We start from the raw sequence: 20,096 nt of genomic DNA on the forward strand, positions 1-20,096 counted from the left end.
CGGTAAGCCGTCAGTGGCGGTAGGTACGGACCGTCGAGTAGCGGACGTTGCCCGCCTTGTCGTAGGCGCGCAGCCGCAGCGTGAACTTCTTCCCGTACTTCTTCGGGTTGACCGTGAACGCCCAGCCGGCCTTGGTGTCGGTGCCGACCACCTTGCCGTTGATCAGCAGCTGGACCTTGGCCACGCCGTTCTTGTCACCGGCCTTCGCCACCACGCCGAACTTGCCGCTGACCTTGGCCTTGTTCTTCGGCGCCTTGGTGATCGACAGCGACGGCAGCGTGTTGTCGACGTAGACCGTGCGCTCGGCGTAGACCGCGTTGCCGGCCTTGTCGCTGACCGCGAAGAAGATGCCGTGCTTGCCGTCGGTCACCTTGCGGGTGTCGAGCGGGATCGACCAGGGCGCCTTGCGGGTCCGCACGTTCGGCGCGCCGCCGACGATCGCCGACTCCAGCTTGCCGAGGCCGGTCTGGTCCCGCACCGAGGTCACCGCGGCGCTGACCACGCCGCGGACCAGCTTGCCGTTGGCCGGAGCGAGCCCGACGACCGGCTGGTCGCTGTCGACGACGATGTTGCGGGTGTACTCCGAGGTGTGGCCGGCTCGGTCGTACGCCCGGATGGTCATGGTCGCCGGCCCGTTCGGGGTGTCCAGCGGCCAGAGCGGGCCGAAGTCGGCGAACTTGGTCACCAGCTCGCCGTTGAGCAGCAGCTCGCCGTAGCTGACCCCGTCCGGGTCGGACAGGTAGACCGAGGGCTGGTGCCAGACGCTGACGTAGTTCTCGGCCTCTTCGTAGTAGACCGAGATCGTCGGTCCGGTGGTGTCGGCTGCTCGCGCCGGTGACGCGAACACCCCGGTGAACATGGTGGCGGCCAGGCCGGCCCCCAGAACTGCGCGAATCTTGTTCATCGCCGCGGAGCGTATCCAGACCGGTCGCTCCACTGTGGTCCCCTGTCACAGGATCTCCACATGTTCGTGTCCTAATAGACATCCCGCACATAGCGCTTGTCGGCGGCGAGCTGCTTCAGGTAGGCCGTGGCGGCCTCCGGCGACAACCGGCCGTGGTTGACCGCGATCTCGTGCAGCGCCCGGTCGACGTCCTTGGCCATCCGGCTGGCGTCGCCGCACACGTAGAAGTGGGCGCCGTCCTGCAGCCAGGCCCACAGGTGCGCGCCCTGCTCCCGCATCCGGTCCTGGACGTAGACCTTGGCCCGCTGGTCCCGGGAGAACGCCAGGTCGAGCCGGGTCAGGGTGCCCGCCGCGGAGAGCGCCGCGAGCTCCTCCTGGTAATAGAAATCGGTCGCCCGCCGCTGCTCGCCGAAGAACAGCCAGTTCCCGCCGGACGCGCCGGTCGCCTGCCGCTCCTGCAGGAAGCCCAGGAACGGCGCCACCCCGGTCCCCGGCCCCACCATGATCATCGAGGTGGCCGGGTCGGCCGGCGGACGGAAGTGCGGCGCCTTCTGCACGAACAGCGGCACCTCCGGATCGTCCAGCGCGTCGGCCAGGTGCGTCGAGCAGACGCCCTTGCGCGAGCGTCCGAGCAGGCTGTCGAAGCGGACCACCGACACGGTCAGGCTGACCTGGTCCGGGTCGACGAGCGGCGTCGAGCTGATCGAATACAGTCGCGGCTGGAGTCGCTTGAGCACGCCGGCCCACTCCTGCGCGGACGCCCGCACGCCCTGCTCGGCGATCAGGTCGACGGCCTGCCGGCCCCACGCCCACTTGGCCAGCTCACCCTTGTTGTCCGGCCGCAGCAGCGTCTTGAGCTGCACGTCCCCGCTCTGCTCGACGGTGAACCGGAGCAGGTCGGTGGTGATCTTCGTGATGTCCAGGTGCCGGCCGAGCGCCTCGTCGAACGGGATCATGCCGATCCGGTCCAGCTCGACCGCGGTGTCCGGGGTGAGGCCGGTGACGGACAGCCACTCGCTGACCAGCTCCGGGTCGTTGACCGGCCAGACGCCGAGCGCGTCACCGGCCTGGTAGTCCAGCAGCCCGCCGGTGTCGAACGTGAACCGGCGCACCTCCTTCGCCGAGCCCGGCCCGCTGAGCAGGCGGTTCCCGATCAGGGTGGACTTCAGCGGGGCGGCCTTGGTCGGCGCCGGGACCGGCTTGGTGGTCAGCGCCGTGACGACCGACTCCAGCCAGCCGGCGGCGGTGTCCTCGAAGTCCGGCTCGCAGTCGGCGCGCGGCGCCAGCCGGACGGCGCCGAGCTCGGCCAGGCGCTCGTCCAGACGGCGGCCGTGCCCGCAGAAGTCGTCGTAGCTGGAGTCGCCGAACGCCAGCACCGCGAACCGGCGCCCGTCCAGCCGCGGCGCGCCGTCACCGGTGATCGAATGCCAGAACGCGGCGCCGTTGTCGGGCGCGTCACCATCGCCGAACGTGCTGGTCACGACGATGAGATCGGCGCCCGGGTCGAGCAGTTCGGCGGCGGCCGCGTCCATCCCCCGTACCGAAATCTGGTGTCCGGTCGTGGAAAGCCGTTCCGACAGACCGCGGGCGAAATCCTCGGCGTTGCCGGTCTGCGACGCCCACAGGATCTGCAGCCGTGGGCCAGCCGGCTTTTCCAGATCAAGAGCCTTCTCCGGTACGGCGATGAACACGCCCGCGAGCAGCCCGTTCACCCACATCGTCGCGTCCGGGTCGAACGGCGCGTTGGCCGGCAGCACCGGCGCGTCCGGCCGCCCCGGCGGCAGCCCGGCGAGGAAGCCGGCCAGGTAGCGGCGCTGACCGTCGGTGAGCACCGGCGGCGCCGGATCCAGCCCGAGCATCTCGTGGATCGAGCCGCTCGGCGCCGGCTCCTTCTGCACGTGCACCTTGGACAGCTGGACGGCACACACCTTGAGTTCCGGCTGGAAGCTCAGCGGATCGACCGCGTCGCTGGTCACCGCGTTGACGCTGACGTACTCGCCGAACAGGTCGTTCCAGTGGAACGGGGCGAAGCAGGCGCCCGGCATCACCCGGTCGGTGATCACCGCGGGCAGCACCGCCCGGCCCCGACGCGACTCGATCTCCACCTGGTCACCCTCGGTGATGTCACGAGCCGCCGCGTCCGCCGGGTTGATCTCCACGAACGGGCCCGGGTTGAGCTTGTTGAGCTTGGCGATCTTGCCGGTCTTGGTCATCGTGTGCCACTGGTGCTGCAGGCGCCCGGTGTTCAGCACGAACGGGTAGTCGTCGTCGGGCAGCTCGGCCGCGTCCAGGTGCGGGCGGGCGTGGAAGACCGCCTTGCCACTCGCGGTCGCGAAGCGGAAGCCGCCGTCGCCGGTGCGGTAGCGGATCGGGTTCCGGCTCGGCCCGCCGACCGCGGCCGGCCACTGCACCGACCCCTCGGCCAGTCGCTCGTAGGAGACTCCGCGCAGGTCGTAGCCGGTCTGCGGGTTCGCGAACTGCTTGATCTCGTCGAGGATCTGCGCCGCGTCGTCGTACTCGAAAGCGTCCTTGAAACCCATCTCGGCCGCGACCCGAGCGATCAACAGCCAGTCCGGAATCGCCTCGCCGGGCGCGTCCACCACGGGATGCACCAGCGTCAGGTTGCGCTCCGAATTGATCATGATGCCGTCGGTCTCGGACCACATCGCGGCCGGCAACGCGATGTCCGCGTACGCGTTCGTCTCGGTCTCCGCGAACGCGTCCTGGGTGATCACCAGCTCGGCGGCCTCCAGCCCGGCGATCACCGTCTTCCGGTTGCCGACCGACGCGACCGGATTCGTGCAGATGATCCAGCAGGCCTTGATCCGACCGGCGGCCATCTGCTCGAACATGTCGACGGTGCCCTTACCCACCTCGGTGCGGAGCGTGCCGCCGGGCAGCCCCCAGATCCCCTCGGTCAGCTCCCGATCCGCCGGCACCAGCACCGAACGCTGTCCGGGCAGGCCCGGGCCCATGTAGCCCATCTCCCGGCCGCCCATCGCGTTCGGCTGGCCGGTCAGCGAGAACGGGCCGCTCCCGGTCCGGCAGATCGCGCCGGTCGCCAGGTGCAGGTTGCAGATCGCGTTGGTGTTCCAGGTGCCGTGGGTGCTCTGGTTCAGGCCCATCGTCCACAGGGTGACCCAGTTCGCGCTCCCGTCGATCCACTCGGCGGCGGTGCGGATGTCCGCCTCCGGGATGCCGGTCAGCTCGGCCACCCGCTCCGGCGGATAGTCGGCGAGCAACTCCGGCATCGCCGCCCAACCCTCGGTGTGCTTCGCGATGAACTCCTCGTCCTTCTCGACGAGGTGCAGCAGGCCGTTGAGCAGGGCCAGGTCGGTGCCCGGGCGGATCTGCAGGAACAGGTCGGCCTTGTCGGCGGTGGCGGTGCGGCGCGGGTCGACGACGATCAGCTTCGCGCCGGCCTTGACCCGCTCCATCATCCGCAGGAACAGGATCGGGTGGCAGTCCGCCATGTTCGCGCCGATCACGAAGAAGACGTCGGCGTGGTCCAGGTCGTCGTAGGAGCCGGGCGGCCCGTCCGCACCCAGCGACAACTTGTAGCCGGTGCCCGCGCTGGCCATGCACAGCCGCGAGTTCGACTCGATGTTGTTCGTCCCGATGAAGCCCTTGACCAGCTTGTTCGCGAGGTACTGCGCCTCCAGCGTCATCTGACCGGAGACGTACATGGCGAACGCGTCCGGGCCGTGCTCGTCGATGACCTGTTTCAGTCGGCGCGCGGTCTCCGCGATCGCCTCGTCCAGCGGCTGCTCCCGCGGCTCGGCGCCCCGCTCGTCCCGGACCAGCGCGTGCCCCAGCCGGCCCTCGGCCGCGAGCAGGTCCGCGCTGGTCGCGCCCTTGGTGCAGAGGCGACCGCCGTTTGCCGGATGCGCCTTGTCGCCGACCACCTTGAGCGCCCGGCGATGCCCGGCGGCATCCCGGGCGACGTCCAGCACCATCCCGCAACCGACGCCGCAATACCCGCAGACGGTACGCACCTGAGTGACATCGGCGGCCACAGGCAGATCCTTCCGTCCGACGCGTCGTCCTCGAACGGTCACGCTAGGCAGCCGCGATTACCACCGGGTCTCCCCGACATACGCCACCCGTTACCCGATCCTCACCAAGCGCCGACCACCGTTGTGACCTCGCCCGCTGCGGCGCCCCCTGGGTGGCAGTTCCGCGGCTGGGCCTTCCCGGCGGCTGCGTCGCGTGGGTTCTTTGAGACCGCGACCACCCACCGGATCTGAGACAGCGTCGGTGGCCGTTCCGGGTTTTTGGGACCGCAACCACCCGCGGACGTCGCCCTGGAGGGCCTCGCGTTCTGGGCGCCCCGCGCCCTGCGAGGACCGGAAGGGTCCCCGCGGGAGCGACGATCAGTTATTGGCCGCAGCCGAGGCAATGAAGAATTTGATCTTGATCTGAGGTCGGAAATAGATCGTGCGTGATACTCGGCGCGGCCCCGGCCCGGTCAGTAGTTCGTGGCGCCGTGCAAGGCGCTGCGTAAGGCCGCGTAGGCCGGTTTCGGGGTGCCGTCGGCGCGGCGTAGGCCGAAGAAGTTCTCGCTGGTCGAGGTGTCCGTGCCGAGGTCCCGGTCGGAGTACCAGAACAGCGCGTCGACCAGCGGCGTAGTAGCCGCCGTGGTGACCAGGTCACGCGCGATGGTGGCCTGCCGCGCCTCGGTCACGTGGGTGACGTCGAGCCCGCCGGCCCCGTCCGAGGCGCTGCCCGGCCCGCCGGTCGGCGCGCCCGTCTCGGTCAGCCAGATCGGCATCCGCGGGTGCCCGGCGCTGGTCAGCACGGCACGCAGCCCGGCGATCCGGTCCCAGGACGTGCCGAACAGGGTGTGCTCGCCGGCCAGGTGCGGATACGTGTACGGGTGATAGGCGACCGCGTCCACCGCGTCCGGCGCCACCCGCAGCACGGCGCGGGCGAAGTCCTCCGGGCTGATCTTGCCGGTCCCGGTGCCGGTCGCGGCCAGCCCGCCCATCACCAGCGTGGTGGCCGGGTCGACGGCCCGGATCGCGCGGCTGGTCGCCTGGAGCAGCGCGGCGTACGCGTCCGGGTCGGGCTCCGGTTTCCAGAAGCCCAGGTTCTCCTCGTTCCAGATCTCCCACACGCGCACGCCGCGGGGCGCGTAGCGGCGGGCCGCGGCGTCGGCGAACCGGGCGAACGCCGCCGGGTCGGCCGGGGCGCAGGTCGCCTCGGTGCAGCCGGCCGCGCGCGCCCAGGCCGGGGTGTAGGCGAGCACCGGCAGCACCTGCAGGCCACGCTCCTGGGCGGCCGCGAGCACCCGGTCGAAGAGCTGCCAGTGGTACGTACCCGAGTCCTCGTTCTGGATGTCGTCCCAGGAGAGGTCGTTCCGGATCCACTTGGCGCCGAGGTCTACCGCGTCGTCCAGGGCCTGGCCGAGTTGCTGGTCGGACATCCAGACGAGCGTGTCGCCGTACGAGATCCCGGTCTTCATGCCGTGCAACGCTTTCGGCTCGCCCGACCGGGTGGACACCACGATCAGGGTGGTGACCAGGATCAGCGCGGCCACGAGCAGCACGCGCCGGATCTTGATCATGATGGTCCAGCTTACAAACGCCGGGACAGGGCCATGCTCGCCAGACCGCAGCAGACGGTCAGCCAGGTCGCCGGGAGCAGCAGGTAGACCGTGTCCCGGGTGGTTCCGCCGAGAAGACCGCTAAGGATCAGCAGGGCGGCGCCGATGAAGACGATCGCGGCGAGGGCCACCGTGCGGCGGACGGTGATGGCGGGCATGCGGACTCCCGGGCTCGGTAGCAAGGGGTGAGCTGGAAGCCTCCCCGACGGCCGATGATCACGACAGCCGTCGTTTGGCCCATCTTTGTCCGCCGAGTGCGCAGTGTGACGAGCGCCACAGCAAGGGTCGGCAACGAATCACGGCCGGTGGGACCACACCCGTTCGTAGGTCCCCCGCCCGAGAGGAACACCATGAAGAGCGCCGAAGAGATCCCCGGTCGACGAAAGCGGAAGCTCGTTCTGGCCGGCGGCATGGCCGCGATCGTGGCCGGCCTCGGCACCGTGGCCGGCGTCTCCTTCGCCGAGACCGGCGACGAGAGCACCACCACCGCGGCCGCCACCGGCACCGCCGCGTTCTCCGACGACTTCGAGGACGGCGACACCGCCGGCTGGACCAAGTCGGGCGGCACCTGGTCGGTCGTCGCCGACAGCACCAAGGTGCTCAAGCAGGCCAAGACCGGCGCGACCCTGGCCCGGCAGTTCGCCGGCGACACCACCTGGACCGACTACACCGTGCAGGCCAAGGTCTCCCCGCTCGCGGTGGCGACCGGCGGTTACGCCGGGATCGTCGCCCGGGCGACCAGCTCGACCAGCTTCTACCGGCTCGCGCTGACCGGCGGCAACCAGGTCCGGCTGGAGTCGGTGAAGTCCGGCGCGACGACCGTGCTCGACGAGGCGACCGTGACGGTGAGCGCCGGCACGGCCTACACCCTCGGGCTCACGGTCAGCGGCAGCACGCTGAGCGGCTCGGTCAACGGCGCCTCGGTGGTGTCCGGCACCGCGACCGCGTCCACGAAGGGCCGGATCGGCCTGCAGACCTACGACGCGACCGCCGAGTTCGACGACGTGGTGGTGACCACGAGCGGGTCCGCCGCCGCCACCACCGCGCCGGCCGCGACCGCTTCGGCCACCGCGACCGCCTCGGCCACCGCGACCGCGACCCCCACCGCGACCGCCACCGCGACCCCGACCGCGACCGCGACCAGCAGCGGCAAGTTCGAGACCAGCCCGATCGGCTTCGGCGCGGGCACCACCGGCGGCGCCGGCGGCACGACCGTCGCGATCACCTCGCTGAGCCAGCTGATCACCGAGGCCGCCTCGGACGGCCCGAAGATCCTGCAGCTCTCCAGCGTGCTCAAGGGCAGCGGCTCGGACGAGGTTGTCGTCTCCTCGGACAAGACCATCGTGGGTGTCGGCGCGAACGCCGGCCTGACCGGCGCGGGCATCTTCGTCAAGAAGGCCAGCAACGTCATCATCCGCAACCTGAAGATCTCGTTCGCGCTGGCGCCGGTCGACCTGATCGCCGTGCAGAAGTCCGACCACATCTGGATCGACCACAACGAGCTGTTCAACGACACCTCGCACGGCAAGGACTTCTACGACGGCATGGTCGACCTGACCCACGCCACCGACTTCGTCACGGTCTCCTGGAACTACCTGCACGACCACTTCAAGGGCTCGCTGGTCGGCCACTCGGACAGCAACGCCGCCGAGGACACCGGCCACCTGCGGATCACCTACAGCCACAACTGGTTCGACAACGTCGGCTCGCGCCTGCCGCGCCTGCGCTTCGGCACCGTGCACGCCTACGACAACCTGTTCAGCAACGCCTCCACCAGCGGCATCCACTGCCTGATGGACGCGCAGTGCCTGATCCAGAACAACGTCTTCGTCAACGTCAAGCTCCCGGTCTGGACGACCGAGGACTCCGACAAGGACGGCTTCGCGGTCATCTCCGGCAACGACTTCGGCGGTGAGGCGCCGGTGATCACCCAGACCGGCACGTTCACCACCGCGCCGTACGCGGTCACCCTGGAGCCCGCTTCCGCGGTCTCCGCCCTGGTCAAGGCCGGTGCGGGCACCGGCAAGATCTAAATTCAAGAGCATTTGCGCGTACGGGCGGAGCATCGCCCGTACGCGCGAATCTCGTTTGGTACAGCTAGCACTACCCCGAAGACTCACGCTGTCCATATCGGAATCGCCGGGTGGATCGAGAAAGCTCATCGATGTCAGAAACGTCGATGAGGAGTCCCCGATGCTGAAGCGTCTCGCGTTCGTCTCCGCGGCTCTCGCCGCCACCATTTTCGCCGCTCAGCCCGCCGTCGCCGCCACCCAGGACCCGGTCCGGAAGGATCTGGCGCAGCTGGTCGACGCCGGTTTCCCGGGCGCGCTGGCCGTGGTGCGGGACGAGCACGGGCGGGTCCGCAAGCTCACCGCCGGGGTCGGCGACATCGCCACCGGGCGGCCGGTGCCCGCCGACGGTCAGGTCCGGCTCGGCAGCAACACCAAGACGTTCGTCGCGGTGGTCATGCTGCAACTGGTCGCCGAGCACCGGGTGCGGCTGGACGACCCGGTGGAGAAGTATCTGCCGGGCATCCTGCACGGGCAGCAGATCACCGTCCGGCAGATCCTGCAGCACACCAGCGGCCTGCCGAATTACACCGAGTTCCTGGCGCTGGACGACCTCTCGCTGCGGTACAAGCACTTCGAGCCGCAGGACCTGCTCGACGTCGCGCTGGCCCACCCGAACAATTTCCCGGCCGGCACCAGCTGGGCGTACAGCAACACCAACTACATCGTCGCCGGGCTGCTGGTGGAGCGGGTCACCGGGCACACCCTGGAGTCACAGATCCAGAAGCGGGTGATCCAGAAGGCCGGGCTGCGGCACACGTACTTCCCGGTCGACGGCGAGACCGGGATCCGCGAGCGCCACCCGCAGGGCTACCTGCCGCTGCCGACCGGTGAGCTGCTCGACATCACCGACCTCGACCCGTCCTGGGGCTGGGCGGCCGGCCAGATGATCGGCACCCCGTCCGACCTGAACACCTTCTTCAGCGCCCTGATCCACGGGAAGCTGCTGCCCAAGGCCCAGCTCGCCGAGATGGAGAAGACCGTCCCCGCCGACCTGTTCCCCGGCGCCGCGTACGGTCTGGGCCTGATCCGCTTCCCGCTCAGCTGCGGCGGCGTGGCGTGGGGCCACGGCGGCGACATCCCCGGCTACGAGACCCGCACCGAGGTCACCGCGGACGGGCGGGCCGCGTCGGTCGCCGTCACCTCCCTGCCGCAGAGCGAGGAGGCCGCCACCCAGGTCCTGGCCACCGTCGACGACGCGCTCTGCGACTGACCGCCGACCCGGAAACCGGGCTGCCGGCGTCCCGGCCCCGCCGAACTTCGGGGGACAGTGCCCGCGCGGGCACTGTCCCCCACTCCCGGTCCGTCACCCCTGGCGGGAGGCCTCGGTCCGGGAGACGGTGCGGCCGCCGGCCATCGCGCGCTGGAAGACGGCGACGTGCCGGTCGGACTGGTGCTGCCAGGACAGGTTCGCCGCGACGAAGTCGGCGCCGGTCGCGCCGAGGCGGGCCGCCAGGTCGTAATCGGTGAGCACGGTCCGCAGCGAGCCGGTGAGCGCGTCGATGTCGCCCGGCTCGTTCAGCAGCCCGCTGCCGCCCTCGCTGACGAACATCGGGATCGCGCCGACCCGGGTGGCGACGATCGGGCGGCCGGTCGCCATCGCCTCGACGATCACGGTGGGGTAGTTGTCGAAGTGCGTCGGCAGGCAGAGCACCCGGGCCCGCCGGTACGCCTCGGCCAGCCGTTCCCCGCTCAGATAGCCGGCGAAGGTGACCCGCTCGCTGATCCCCAGCCGCCGCGCCAGCTCGTGGTAGTCCTGCTCGGCGGTGCCGCTGCCGGCCACTTCGAGGTGCACGTCCGGCAGGCTCGGGGCGAGCCGCGCCACGGCGTGCAGCAGGTCGGCCAGCCCCTTGTACGCGGTCGCCTTCTCCAGCGAGGCGGAGAACACGATCCGCTGCTCCGGCGGCACCGGGGTGCGCCGGAACAGGTCCAGGTCGGCCCCGGGCTCGATCACCGTCTGCCGCCCGGAGAAGAGTTTCGGCAGGTCATCGCCGACGTGCTCGGAGGCGCAGATCAGCTCCTGCGACCGCCGGACGGTGCTGGCCAGCAGCATGCCCTCGTAGGTCGCGAGGACCAGGTCGGGCGCGAGGCTGCCCTTGCGCATCCGCCCGGCGTGATAGGTCAGCACGAACGGCACGTCGCCGGCCGCCCGCCGGGCCAGGTCGGCGAAGAGCGGGACCGGCCCGTGCGCGTTGACCAGGTCGATCTTCTCGTCCCGGATGATCCGGCGGATCGCGCCGGTCCAGCCGGTGCCGACCGGGGTGTTCGAGATCCGCCGCAGCGACGGCAACCGGTGCACGGTCACCCCGTCCGCGTCGACCTCCCGGCGGTAGGCGACGCCGGGCTCCGCGGTGGTCACCACGACGACCCGCCAGTCGTGCCGTTTGCGCAGCTGGCGGGCGAGGTTCCAGACGTACTGCTGGACCCCGCCCAGGTTCGGCGGGTAGTACGGGGTGGCCAGAAGGATCGCGGTCACGCGCATACCTCTTCGTAGTGGTGTTCCAGGAGATCGAGGAAGGTGTCCGCGTCGTACCGGGCGGCGCGCGCGGCCGACCCGGCGCCCAGCCCGGCCAGCACCTCGGGCCGCCCGAGCAGCATGTTCAGCGCCGTGGCCAGCGCGTCGGGGTCGCCCGGCGGGACCAGCAGGCCGTTGTCCGGGCCGATCAGCTCGGGCAGCCCGCCGACCCGGGAGGCGACCAGCGCGCGGCCGGCCTGCAGGGCTTCCAGCGCCACGGTCGGGAAGTTCTCCGGCCAGAGCGACGGCAGCACCACCACCGAGCTCGCGGCGACCCGCTCGGCGACGCCCTCGGCGGGGAGCCAGCCGGTGAAGGTCACGCCCAGGTCGGCGTTCTCGGCCTCCAGCCGGGCCCGGTCGGCGCCGTCGCCGACCACGGTCAGCCGGGCCGCCGGATGCTCGGCGACGACCTGGCGGAACGCGCGGAGCAGCACGTCGACGCCCTTGACGTGTTCGAGGCGGCCGACGAACAGGACGTGCGTGCTGTCCCGGACGGGCGTCGGGGACGCCGTACGCGGAATGCCGTTGGGAAGAACGTGGGTGCGGGCGGTGCCGACGTCGTCGGCCACGCTGTCGGCGAAGAACCGGCTCGGGGTGAGGATCCGGTCGACGTGCCGCAGCCGGGCCCGGTAGGCCGGGCGCTGGACGAACCGGAGGTACGCGTACCGGGCCCGGTCCCCGGCGGAGAGCCCGCCCCGCCCGGTGGCGCTGGCCAGGTTCCAGCGCAGCAGGTTCAGCGTCCAGTCCTCCGGGCCGTGCACGGTGAGCAGGCGGGGCCGACCGGCCGTCGCGGGCAGCACGGCCGGGCTGAACTCGCCGTGCGTGTGCAGGTGGACGCAGTCCGGCCGGAACCGGTCGACGATCTCGCGGACCTGCCGGTACGCCGTACCGTGCCAGAAGTAACCGGCGAACCGCCGGGGCGCCGAGCCGCTGATCGACGGCACCAGGTGATCGGCGAAGATCTCGTGCCCGTCGGCCAGCATGTCGGTCGCGACCACCTCGACCTGGTGCCCGCGGGCGCGCAGCCCGTCGGTGATCAGGCGGACGCTCTTCTCCGCGCCGCCGGCCTCGAAGCCGATGTTGACGACCTGCAGGATCCGCATCTCACTCGTCCCAGTTGACGTTGCCGAACGGCGGGCCCATCAGGGCGATCGCGGCCACCAGGCCGCTGACCAGGTTGCCGGCGCCCCAGGCGATGGCCGCCCAGTTCAGTCCCTGCGGCACCATCCAGACGGCGAGGCCGAGCACCGTGATCAGGTACGCGATGTTCGCCACCAGCAGGGACTGCAGTTGATTGGTCACCCGGAGCAGGAAGCTGGTCCAGGTGTTGAACGCGACGGCCAGCGACGCCACGGTGAACATGATCAGCGTGGTGGTGCCGGTGTCGGCGTACTCCGCGCCGAACAGCCGCAGGATCGGCTCGGCCAGCGCCGTCACGAGCAGAACGGCGGTGACGGTGACCGCCGCCATCAGCCCGGCCGAGCGTTTGGCCAGGGCCCGCAGCGAGCGGCTCTCGTGCGCGCCCTCGGCGAACGTCGACTCGCCGATCGCGTACGACGCCGAGCTGACCAGGTTCGAGATCTGGAACGCCACGAAGTAGACCGCCGCGATCACCGGCCCCAGCTGGTGCAACACGATGATCGGCAGGGCGATCTGCGGGATCAGGTTCAGCGCGCCGGAGAGGTAGCTGCTCAGCGAGTAGTTGAGCATGGTCCGCAGCGCGGTCCAGGAGATGTGCGCGCGGACCCGGATGCGCAGGTGCCGGCGGATCACCACGATGCTGACGACCGCGGCGAGCGTGGAGGCGACGCCGCTGGCCGCGAAGATCCCGAAGGCGCCGAAGGAGACCGCCACGGCCGGCAGGGCCAGCTTGGCGACGCTCATCAGGACGCCGTTGATCAGCAGGTTCGCCTTGGTGGCCCGGGCCGCCACGAAGATCGAGTCGGTCAGCAGGTTGACCGCGGCGCCCCCGGCGAGCAGCACGAAGAGCAGCACGTGCGTGATCGAGTCGTGGATGAAGCCCAGGTCGTGGGCCAGCCAGGGGCCGATCACCACGTACCCGAAATTGATCACGACGCTGCAGACGGTGACCGCGGAGATCGAGGTGCTGGTGTCCTCGGCGGGGTTCCGGCTGGTCGGCAGGAACCGGATCACCGAGGTGCTGAAGCCGAACAGGCTGAAGTAGGAGAGCAGCGCGACGCTGGAGAGCAGCGACGACGCCTGCCCGACCTGCGCGGTGGGGTAGAGCCGGGCCACGATCAGCCAGAAGACGAAGCCGGAGCCCGCGCCGAGCGCGGTGATCAGCATCAGGAAGACCGAGTTCTGCACCAGCGGGTCGTGGCGCAGCTCGCCGATCCGGTCGCGCAGTCCGACCCGCTCCATGACCTGGGCGTGGCTCATCCCCGCCCCACCACCTCGCGGGTGGCCGGGTACCGGTCCAGCAGCACGCCGACGTGCGCCGGCCAGGAGAAGTTGCCGGTCGCGTACGAGTGCGACCACCGGCCCATCCGGTCCCGGAGCGCCGGATCGCCGGCCAGCTCGGCGAGCGTCGCCCGGAGCACGGCGGCGTCCCGGGGCAGCAGGCGGACCCGCTCCCGGTCGAGCCGGTAGGAGGCGTACCCCGGATCGTCGGTGGTGACCACGGGCAGGCCGCACGCCATTGCCTCCTGAACCGTCAGCGGAAAGCCCTCGGAGGTCGAGGGAAGAGCGAAGACATCACTTGCCCGGTACGCCTCGGCGAGCCGGACCGGGTCGAGCCGCCCGAGGTGGTGCACCCCGGGTCCGGAGGCCGGCACCCCGTCGTGCCCCTCGCCGGCGAAGACCAGGTCGTACTCCGGGCCGGCGGCCGCGGTGAGCAGGTCGTACCCCTTCTTGGGCACCAGCCGCCCGGCGAAGAGCACCAGCACCCGGTCCGCCGGGAGACCCAGCCGCTTCCGGGCCAGGTCTTTGTCACCGAGCGGCGTGAACAGGGTGGTGTCGACGCCGTTCGGCAGGTGCTCGACGCGGCCGCCGTAACTCTCGACAAAAGCCGCGACCGAGTCATTGAGGACGAAGACCCGCTCGGCGCGGCGCAGCATCAGCCGCCCGGCGGTGCCCCACACCGCCTGCTGGACCAGCCGCACCACGGTCGCCGGGTGGTCGACGATCGCCACGTGCTGGTGCATCACCATCGGGGTGCGGGTCACCGCGGCCGCGAGCCCGGCCGCCCACGAGGTCAGGTAGGCGCCGTCGTGCACGTGGACCACGTCGGCCCAGCGCGCCCAGCGCAGCGCCGAGGTCAGCAGCCGCGGACCCGGCACCGGGAACGGGATCCCGGCCCGCTGCTGCAGGCCGTCCCAGGCCGGCACCCGGAGCACCCGGACGCCGTCGCTGAGCCGCTCGATGCCGCCCGGCCGTCCGGTGGTCAGCACGACCACCTCGGCGCCGGCCGCGGCCAGGTGCCGGGCCTGTTCGGCGACCACGTTCTCGATGCCGCCGAGGTGCGGCGGGAAGTAGTGGCTGACCAGCAGAACCTTCACCGGTACACCTCCGAGCCCTCGCTGCTGTAGACCTTGTTCTTGGTGGCGTCCAGGAGCCCGATCGGATACTGGTAGGTGACCAGGTCACCGCGGTAGAACACGGTCGACTCGTCCTTGCGGACGGTGGTGAAGCCGAGGAAGACGTAGGTGTCCGCGCCGATCAGGGTGGGATAGATGTCGTGGTCGGCCCGGCCCGGCAGCAGGCTCTCCGCCCGGCCGAAGGTGTACCGGTCGGTCTGGACCTCGGACTGCACCTGCTCGCGCTCCACCTCGGAGGCGTGGTCGTGGATCCAGGTGATCGCGGCCCGTTCCTCCGGGTGCAGGTAGTAGATGTCGTAGTACTGCCCGGCGTTGGCCAGGTGCAGCTGCGGCGGATACCCGCCGAGCAGCTTGGGCACCACGCCGACCAGGTCGAGGAAGAGCACCAGGGCCATCCCGAAGGCCAGCCCGGTGGCCCGTTTCCCGGCCCAGCGGAAGGCCCAGACGGACGCCGCCGCGATGAACGGCGCGAAGAAGAACAGGCCCTGCTGGAAGGCGCGCAGCACGCCGTAGTCGACGGAGAGCTCGGGCAGCACGGTGAGGATCGCGATCAGGCCCAGCGAGCCGAGACTCATCAACACCTGATCGGAGCTCGGCCGGAACACCGGGCGCCGGGCGAAAACGGTCACGATCACGCCGAGCAGCAACAGCACCTGCAGCAGCCGGGCCACCGACAGCCGGATCAGGGTGTTCAGCCCGACGACGTCCAGACCGGTTCCGGCCAGCATCCGCCCGATCGCGGTGAGCGGCATGTTCGCCTGCTCAGCGGCGGTGATCGGGAACTTGTCGATGGCGCTCAACGGCAGATAGTCGCCCTCGGAGCGGGCCTTCTCGGTCCGCGCCTCGGTCGTCGCCGCGTAATCGGTGAGCCGATCCGCCGTGGTGATCTTCTCACCGCCGAAGAGGCTGTAACCGGTGTCCGAGGACCCGGTCGCCGACTTCTTGCCGAACAGCTCCAGCACGGTCGCGGTGGCGGTGATCCGGGCCTGCTGACCGGTGTCGGTGGCCGGGCCGGTCCAGAGGACGGCGGCGACCGCGCCGACGACGATCATCCACCAGGTGATCAGCTTGGGCGCGGAGAACCGGCCGAAGCCGCCCCGGCGCCGCGCGACCAGCCGCCAGACCAGACCCAAAGACCAGGCCAAACCAAAAATGCCGAGGATTACGTACGTCGTGGAGTAGTGCGACAGCACGATGCCGACCAGGAGCACGGTGCTCGCGATCCGCCGGTCCCGCAACGGCCGCCCGGTGTCCGCGAGCAGCAACAGCAGGCAGCCGAGCAGCAGGAACGCGATCTCCTGCCGGCCCAGGAAGGCCATGTCGGTGAAGAACGTCGGGAAGGCCACGAAGTAGACCGCCGACAGCACCGCGATCGACTGCGGGGCGGTGTGCCGGACGGTCCGGTAGAGCGCCACCGGAGCGACCGCGAACAGCACCGGGATGACGACCTTGAAGACGTAGACCCCGGAGATGCCGGTGAGCTGCGCGACCGAGGTGGGGAACAGGTTGATGCTCAGGCAGGCGTTGTACGCGTCCCGGAAGGCCGCGATGTTCCAGTGCCCGGCGTCGAAGGTGAGCTGGAAGACCCCGTACTCGCGCTGGATGTCGTGCCCGGTGATGTACCAGCCGCGCAGCGAGGTGATCAGCACCAGGGACAGCGCGACGAAGAAGATCCCGGCGCCGGTGACCGCGGGCAGATGCTTGCGGCGGCGCACGAACAGGAACGTGATCAACCCGGCGACGGCCAGCAGCGCGGCGATCGCGACCCCGCTGCCCAGCCCGTTGTTGAGCCGGATCGGCGCGGCGATCGAGAGCACCAGGGCCAGCCCGCCCAGGTAGAGGACCGGTGGCAGGCCCGGCATCATCCGCGGGCGGACCCAGCGCGCCGGGGCCGGCGACAGCACCGCGAGCACGACGATGAACAGCACCGATGCCAACGTCAGCGGGATCCGGGTGAGCGGCCGCACCACGCCGGCCCACGGCAGCACCGTGTTGACCAGCAGCGCCACCACGATGTCGCCGAGCACCGCGCCGCCGATCGCCAGGATCAGCCGGCCCTCCCGGGTCGACAGCACCCGGTCGGCCAGCGGGTAGCCGAGCACGATCGGCGCGCCGAACAGCAGCCAGAGCCCGGCCACCGCGTGCACCACGACCGGCACCGGCAGCATCTCGAGCAGCGCCGCGACCAGCGTGATCAGCAGCAGCGGCCACTGCCGGCCGAGCCGCCGGGCCTGCCGCCCGAGGAGTTCCTGGGTCGACGACCGGTGCCGGCTCGGGTGGATGATCCGGGTCCGCTCGCCCACCAGGGTGCTGGTCATGCCAGCGCCTTGGCGTAGGCGGCCTTCACCCGTTCGACCACCACCGACCAGGTGTACGACGCGGCCACCTCGGCACTGCGGGCCGCGAGGCGCTCGAACAGCACGGGGTCGGCGGCGACCGAGTCCAGCCCGGCGGCGAGCGCCACCGGGTCCGGCTCGGTGAGCACCGCGACGCCGCTGAGCAGCTCGATGTTGCCGGGCACCGCGGTCGCCACGATCGGCAGACCGGAGGCCATCGCCTCGAGCGCGACCAGCGGCATGCCCTCCCGGTCGGACGGGAGCACGAACGCGTCGGCCGCGGCGTACGCGTCGCGCAGCTCGGCCCCGAGCCGCGACCCGGCGAACGTGACGTCGCGCAGGCCCAGCGCCGCCGCGTGCGCGGTCAGCAGCTCGCGCTGCTCGCCGTCGCCGATCACGGTCAGCTGGATCGGCTGCGTGCAGCGGGCCAGCGCGTCGAGCAGGCGGGTGACGTTCTTCTGCGGGCTGAGCCGGCCGACGTACAGCAGGCGCAGCGGCTCACCGGCGGCGCGGGCCCGGCGCGGCGGCCGGAAGTGCTCCTCGCCGACGCCGTTCGGGATCACGTGGATCCGCTCGCGCGGCACCCGGTACGCGGTGGCCACGAAGTCGGCCTGGCTGTCGGTGAGCACCAGGACGCCGGCGGCGGCCCGCATCACCCGGCCGAAGAAGTGCTTCTTGTAGTACGGCAGCAGCCGGCCCAGCGGCCCGGACGAGTCCACGTCCAGGTGGAAGTGCAGCAGGAACCGCTGGCCGCGGAGCCGGGCCAGGATCGCCAGCGCCTCCGGGATCAGGGCGTGCGCGCTGTGCAGGTGCAGCACCGTGTCCCGGGGCGTGCGCAGCAGACCGAGCAGCAGACCGGGCGAGATCGGGGTGTGCGCGAACTCCCACGAGCGGTGCCGGCGCACCCGCAGCCGGCCGTCGGCCGAGCGGCGCGGGGCGCCGTCCGCACCGAGCGTGGTGGTCAGCACGGTGACGTCGTGGTCCCGGCCGAGGCGGACGGCGAGGTTCTCCACCACCCGCTCCATCCCGCCCAGGTGCGGCGGGTAGTACGGCGAGATCTGCGTGATGCTGCTGCTCATCGGCTCAGTTCTCGCTGGGGATCAGCGCGGCGTTGGCGACGTACTCGACGCCGGGCCGGCGGCTGATGTGGTCGAGGACGCGCTCCAGCCGCTGCCAGTCGCCGCGGGCCTCGACCTCCCAGCTGTGTCCCCACAGGTGGTAGACGCCGCCCTCGCGCAGGCACTTCTCGAACCACGCGATGGCGAAGTCGTCCCAGTTCAGGAACAGCTTGCCGGCGGTGAACGGGTTGAACTCGGCCATCTGCAGCACCTGCGGGACGTCGACCCGGTGCGCGTACGCGTTCACCGTGGTCACCGCCTCGAACGGGTCGCCGATCCCGAGCGAGTGCCGGCGCACGGTCCGGGCCAGGCCGAAGCCGGCGTCCTTGACCTGCTGGACGTGCGTCGCGTGGTACTCGCCGCGCGGGTAGCAGAACGTCCGCACCGGGGCGCCGATGATCTGCTCGACCTCGTCCTTGCCGGCCCGGATCTCCTCCTCCGCCGCGGCGTCGGTGATCAACGGGAGCCGCTGGTGGGAGAGGGTGTGGCCGCCGATCTCGTGCCGTTCGCCGAGCTCCCGGACGCCCTGGTGGCTGAGGTGGTCACCGGGGGCGAACTCGATGTTGCGCGGGGAGATGTAGAACGTGCCGACGACGCCGTACCGGTCCAGCAGCTCCGCCAGCTTCGGGTCCAGCCGGTGCCCGTCGTCCCAGCTCGTGGTCACCACGACGCGAGGCGGGTTCGAGGAGTTGGTCACGGGGCTGTCCTTAGCTCTTGAGCTGGTAGTGCAAGGTCTGTGCGTGGCCCGGCAGGGTCACGTTCACGTCGTACGCGGTGGCCGCCGCGGGCACCGTGACGGTCAGCACGGTCGCCTCGGGGCTCTCCGGCGCGGCGGTCACGCTCGCCTCGGCGGCCGGTCCGGCCTTACCGTCCGCGATGGACACCTGCGCCCGGACCACGAACGTGGCGCCGGCCGCGCCGTGGTGCAGCAGCCCCACCGGGACGGCGATCCGGGCCTTCGCGCCGGTCCCGCTGAGACTCGGCGTGGCGCTGAAGTACAGCTCGGTGTACTCGGCCGGCATCCGGGTGAACGACTCGCGCAGCACGGTCCGGACGCCCGGCGAGACCAGCGCGGCGATCAGCGCCAGCACGACCACCAGGGCCGGGGTGAACCGCGCCAGGTGCCGGGGCCGCGGCGCCGCCCGCTTCGGCGCGGGCGGCGGGGTCCCGTAGGTCGTCACACGGCGCCCAGGCGCCCGGCCGACGCGTCCTCGTGCTGCGGCCGCTGGTGGTGTCCCACCACCGGGACGCCCAGGGTCTTGCGGAACCGGTGCTCGAACAGCTGGCGCAGGTTGGCCACCCCGTCCGGCAGCGCGTTCAGCTTGACCTCGCCGCCGCGCGGGCGGTACTCGATCGGCATCTCGGAGTAGCGGAAGCCCGCGGTGATCGCCGCGTTCTTGATCTCCTGGGAGAACGCCATGCCGCCGGACTTCACGTTCAGCCGCTCCCAGACGTACCGCCGGAAGATCCACATGCCGGACTGCGAGTCCCGCACGTCGTTGCGGAACAGCGTGCGGCTGATCCCGCTGAGGAAGTGGTTGGCGACGGTGTGCGAGACCTTCATCGCCTGCCGGTTGCTGGGCAGCAGCCGGTTCGTCGTCATGAACTCCAGCTCGTGCTTGTGGAATTCGGTGAGCAGGCCGGGCAGGGCGTCGAACGGGTAGGTGCAGTCGGCGTCCCCGGTGGCGATCACGTCACCGGAGGCGGCGTTCAGACCGGCGTGGTACGCGTTCCCGTAGCCACGTTCGGGCTGGTGGACGACCCGGGCACCGAGGCGCTGGGCCAGCTCGCCGGTGCCGTCGGTGGAGTTGTTGTCCACCACCACGATCTCGGTCCGCCAGCCGGCGGCCTCGAGCTCGCGCAGCGGAATGGTCGACATCAACGGGGGTAGGTTCTCCGCCTCGTTGAAGGCAGGGATGACAATCGAAAGCGTTCTCATCGCGAGTTCCTTCGTCGGGGCGCACTGGTGGCGCGGTGGTGTTGGCGGGGTTC

General features: G+C 70.9%; 15 protein-coding genes. 2 read left to right on the forward strand and 13 right to left on the reverse strand.

The features are described 5' to 3' along the window. Nucleotides 1–10 precede the first annotated feature (10 nt). The 4 genes from L3i22_RS52315 to L3i22_RS52330 form a co-directional block, all read right to left on the reverse strand. Entirely contained in the window at nucleotides 11–904 is an 894-nt protein-coding gene (locus L3i22_RS52315; RefSeq protein WP_221324797.1) for an Ig-like domain-containing protein, read from the reverse strand. A gap of 71 nt (nucleotides 905–975) precedes the next feature. Beyond that, nucleotides 976–4,920, reverse strand: coding sequence for a bifunctional nitrate reductase/sulfite reductase flavoprotein subunit alpha (locus tag L3i22_RS52320; protein WP_221324798.1), 3,945 nt, complete (start codon nucleotides 4,918–4,920; stop codon nucleotides 976–978). Between the two features lie 452 nt (nucleotides 4,921–5,372). After that, a complete protein-coding gene (locus L3i22_RS52325; RefSeq protein ID WP_221324799.1) occupies nucleotides 5,373–6,470 on the reverse strand; it encodes a cellulase family glycosylhydrolase in 1,098 nt (365 codons plus the stop codon). 11 nt (nucleotides 6,471–6,481) lie between these two features. Next, nucleotides 6,482–6,667 carry a hypothetical protein gene (locus L3i22_RS52330; protein ID WP_221324800.1) on the reverse strand — a complete coding sequence of 62 codons (186 nt, stop codon included), beginning with the start codon at nucleotides 6,665–6,667 and terminating at the stop codon, nucleotides 6,482–6,484. A 192-nt stretch (nucleotides 6,668–6,859) separates the two neighbouring features. On the opposite strand from L3i22_RS52330, the gene L3i22_RS52335 reads away from it, so the two are divergent. Then, on the forward strand, nucleotides 6,860–8,542 hold the full coding sequence (locus L3i22_RS52335; protein WP_221324801.1) for a polysaccharide lyase family 1 protein: 1,683 nt from the start codon (nucleotides 6,860–6,862) through the stop codon (nucleotides 8,540–8,542). Between the two features lie 160 nt (nucleotides 8,543–8,702). Beyond that, nucleotides 8,703–9,791, forward strand: coding sequence for a serine hydrolase (locus L3i22_RS52340; RefSeq protein ID WP_221324802.1), 1,089 nt, complete (start codon nucleotides 8,703–8,705; stop codon nucleotides 9,789–9,791). A gap of 93 nt (nucleotides 9,792–9,884) precedes the next feature. Here L3i22_RS52340 and L3i22_RS52345 read toward each other — a convergent pair whose 3' ends face one another. Genes L3i22_RS52345 through L3i22_RS52385 form a run of 9 tightly spaced genes read right to left on the reverse strand, consistent with a single transcriptional unit; the run spans nucleotide 9,885 to nucleotide 20,043 of the window. Next, complete coding sequence (locus L3i22_RS52345; RefSeq protein ID WP_221324803.1) at nucleotides 9,885–11,054, reverse strand: glycosyltransferase family 4 protein; 1,170 nt, start codon at nucleotides 11,052–11,054, stop codon at nucleotides 9,885–9,887. After that, nucleotides 11,051–12,196, reverse strand: a complete 1,146-nt coding sequence (locus L3i22_RS52350; RefSeq protein WP_221324804.1) for a glycosyltransferase family 4 protein — start codon at nucleotides 12,194–12,196, stop codon at nucleotides 11,051–11,053. The genes L3i22_RS52345 and L3i22_RS52350 overlap by 4 nt, the downstream gene beginning before the upstream one ends. A gap of 1 nt (nucleotide 12,197) precedes the next feature. Next, nucleotides 12,198–13,493 carry a lipopolysaccharide biosynthesis protein gene (locus L3i22_RS52355; protein ID WP_221324805.1) on the reverse strand — a complete coding sequence of 432 codons (1,296 nt, stop codon included), beginning with the start codon at nucleotides 13,491–13,493 and terminating at the stop codon, nucleotides 12,198–12,200. Then, nucleotides 13,490–14,611: a glycosyltransferase family 4 protein gene (locus L3i22_RS52360; RefSeq protein WP_221324806.1), complete on the reverse strand. Its 1,122-nt coding sequence runs from the start codon at nucleotides 14,609–14,611 to the stop codon at nucleotides 13,490–13,492. The genes L3i22_RS52355 and L3i22_RS52360 overlap by 4 nt, the downstream gene beginning before the upstream one ends. After that, a complete protein-coding gene (locus tag L3i22_RS52365; protein WP_221324807.1) occupies nucleotides 14,608–16,968 on the reverse strand; it encodes a DUF2206 domain-containing protein in 2,361 nt (786 codons plus the stop codon). The genes L3i22_RS52360 and L3i22_RS52365 overlap by 4 nt, the downstream gene beginning before the upstream one ends. Then, nucleotides 16,965–18,065, reverse strand: a complete 1,101-nt coding sequence (locus L3i22_RS52370) for a glycosyltransferase family 4 protein (RefSeq protein WP_221324808.1) — start codon at nucleotides 18,063–18,065, stop codon at nucleotides 16,965–16,967. The genes L3i22_RS52365 and L3i22_RS52370 overlap by 4 nt, the downstream gene beginning before the upstream one ends. 4 nt (nucleotides 18,066–18,069) lie before the next feature. After that, nucleotides 18,070–18,801, reverse strand: a complete 732-nt coding sequence (locus L3i22_RS52375) for a polysaccharide deacetylase family protein (protein WP_221324809.1) — start codon at nucleotides 18,799–18,801, stop codon at nucleotides 18,070–18,072. 10 nt (nucleotides 18,802–18,811) lie between these two features. Then, a complete protein-coding gene (locus L3i22_RS52380; protein ID WP_221324810.1) occupies nucleotides 18,812–19,285 on the reverse strand; it encodes a hypothetical protein in 474 nt (157 codons plus the stop codon). After that, nucleotides 19,282–20,043, reverse strand: a complete 762-nt coding sequence (locus L3i22_RS52385) for a glycosyltransferase family 2 protein (RefSeq protein ID WP_221324811.1) — start codon at nucleotides 20,041–20,043, stop codon at nucleotides 19,282–19,284. The genes L3i22_RS52380 and L3i22_RS52385 overlap by 4 nt, the downstream gene beginning before the upstream one ends. Nucleotides 20,044–20,096: the final 53 nt, after the last annotated feature.

Source organism: Actinoplanes sp. L3-i22 (genome assembly GCF_019704555.1).
In the GTDB taxonomy this organism is placed as follows: domain Bacteria; phylum Actinomycetota; class Actinomycetes; order Mycobacteriales; family Micromonosporaceae; genus Actinoplanes.

Excerpts from the sequence above, each read along its gene's own strand:
- L3i22_RS52315 (WP_221324797.1), bottom strand. The coding sequence starts at position 904 with ATGAACAAGATTCGCGCAGTTCTGGGGGCCGGCCTGGCCGCCACCATG.
- L3i22_RS52325 (WP_221324799.1), bottom strand. The coding sequence starts at position 6,470 with ATGATCAAGATCCGGCGCGTGCTGCTCGTGGCCGCGCTGATCCTGGTC.
- L3i22_RS52330 (WP_221324800.1), bottom strand. The coding sequence starts at position 6,667 with ATGCCCGCCATCACCGTCCGCCGCACGGTGGCCCTCGCCGCGATCGTC.
- L3i22_RS52335 (WP_221324801.1), top strand. The coding sequence starts at position 6,860 with ATGAAGAGCGCCGAAGAGATCCCCGGTCGACGAAAGCGGAAGCTCGTT.
- L3i22_RS52340 (WP_221324802.1), top strand. The coding sequence starts at position 8,703 with ATGCTGAAGCGTCTCGCGTTCGTCTCCGCGGCTCTCGCCGCCACCATT.
- L3i22_RS52350 (WP_221324804.1), bottom strand. The coding sequence starts at position 12,196 with ATGCGGATCCTGCAGGTCGTCAACATCGGCTTCGAGGCCGGCGGCGCG.
- L3i22_RS52355 (WP_221324805.1), bottom strand. The coding sequence starts at position 13,493 with ATGAGCCACGCCCAGGTCATGGAGCGGGTCGGACTGCGCGACCGGATC.
- L3i22_RS52365 (WP_221324807.1), bottom strand. The coding sequence starts at position 16,968 with ATGACCAGCACCCTGGTGGGCGAGCGGACCCGGATCATCCACCCGAGC.
- L3i22_RS52370 (WP_221324808.1), bottom strand. The coding sequence starts at position 18,065 with ATGAGCAGCAGCATCACGCAGATCTCGCCGTACTACCCGCCGCACCTG.
- L3i22_RS52385 (WP_221324811.1), bottom strand. The coding sequence starts at position 20,043 with ATGAGAACGCTTTCGATTGTCATCCCTGCCTTCAACGAGGCGGAGAAC.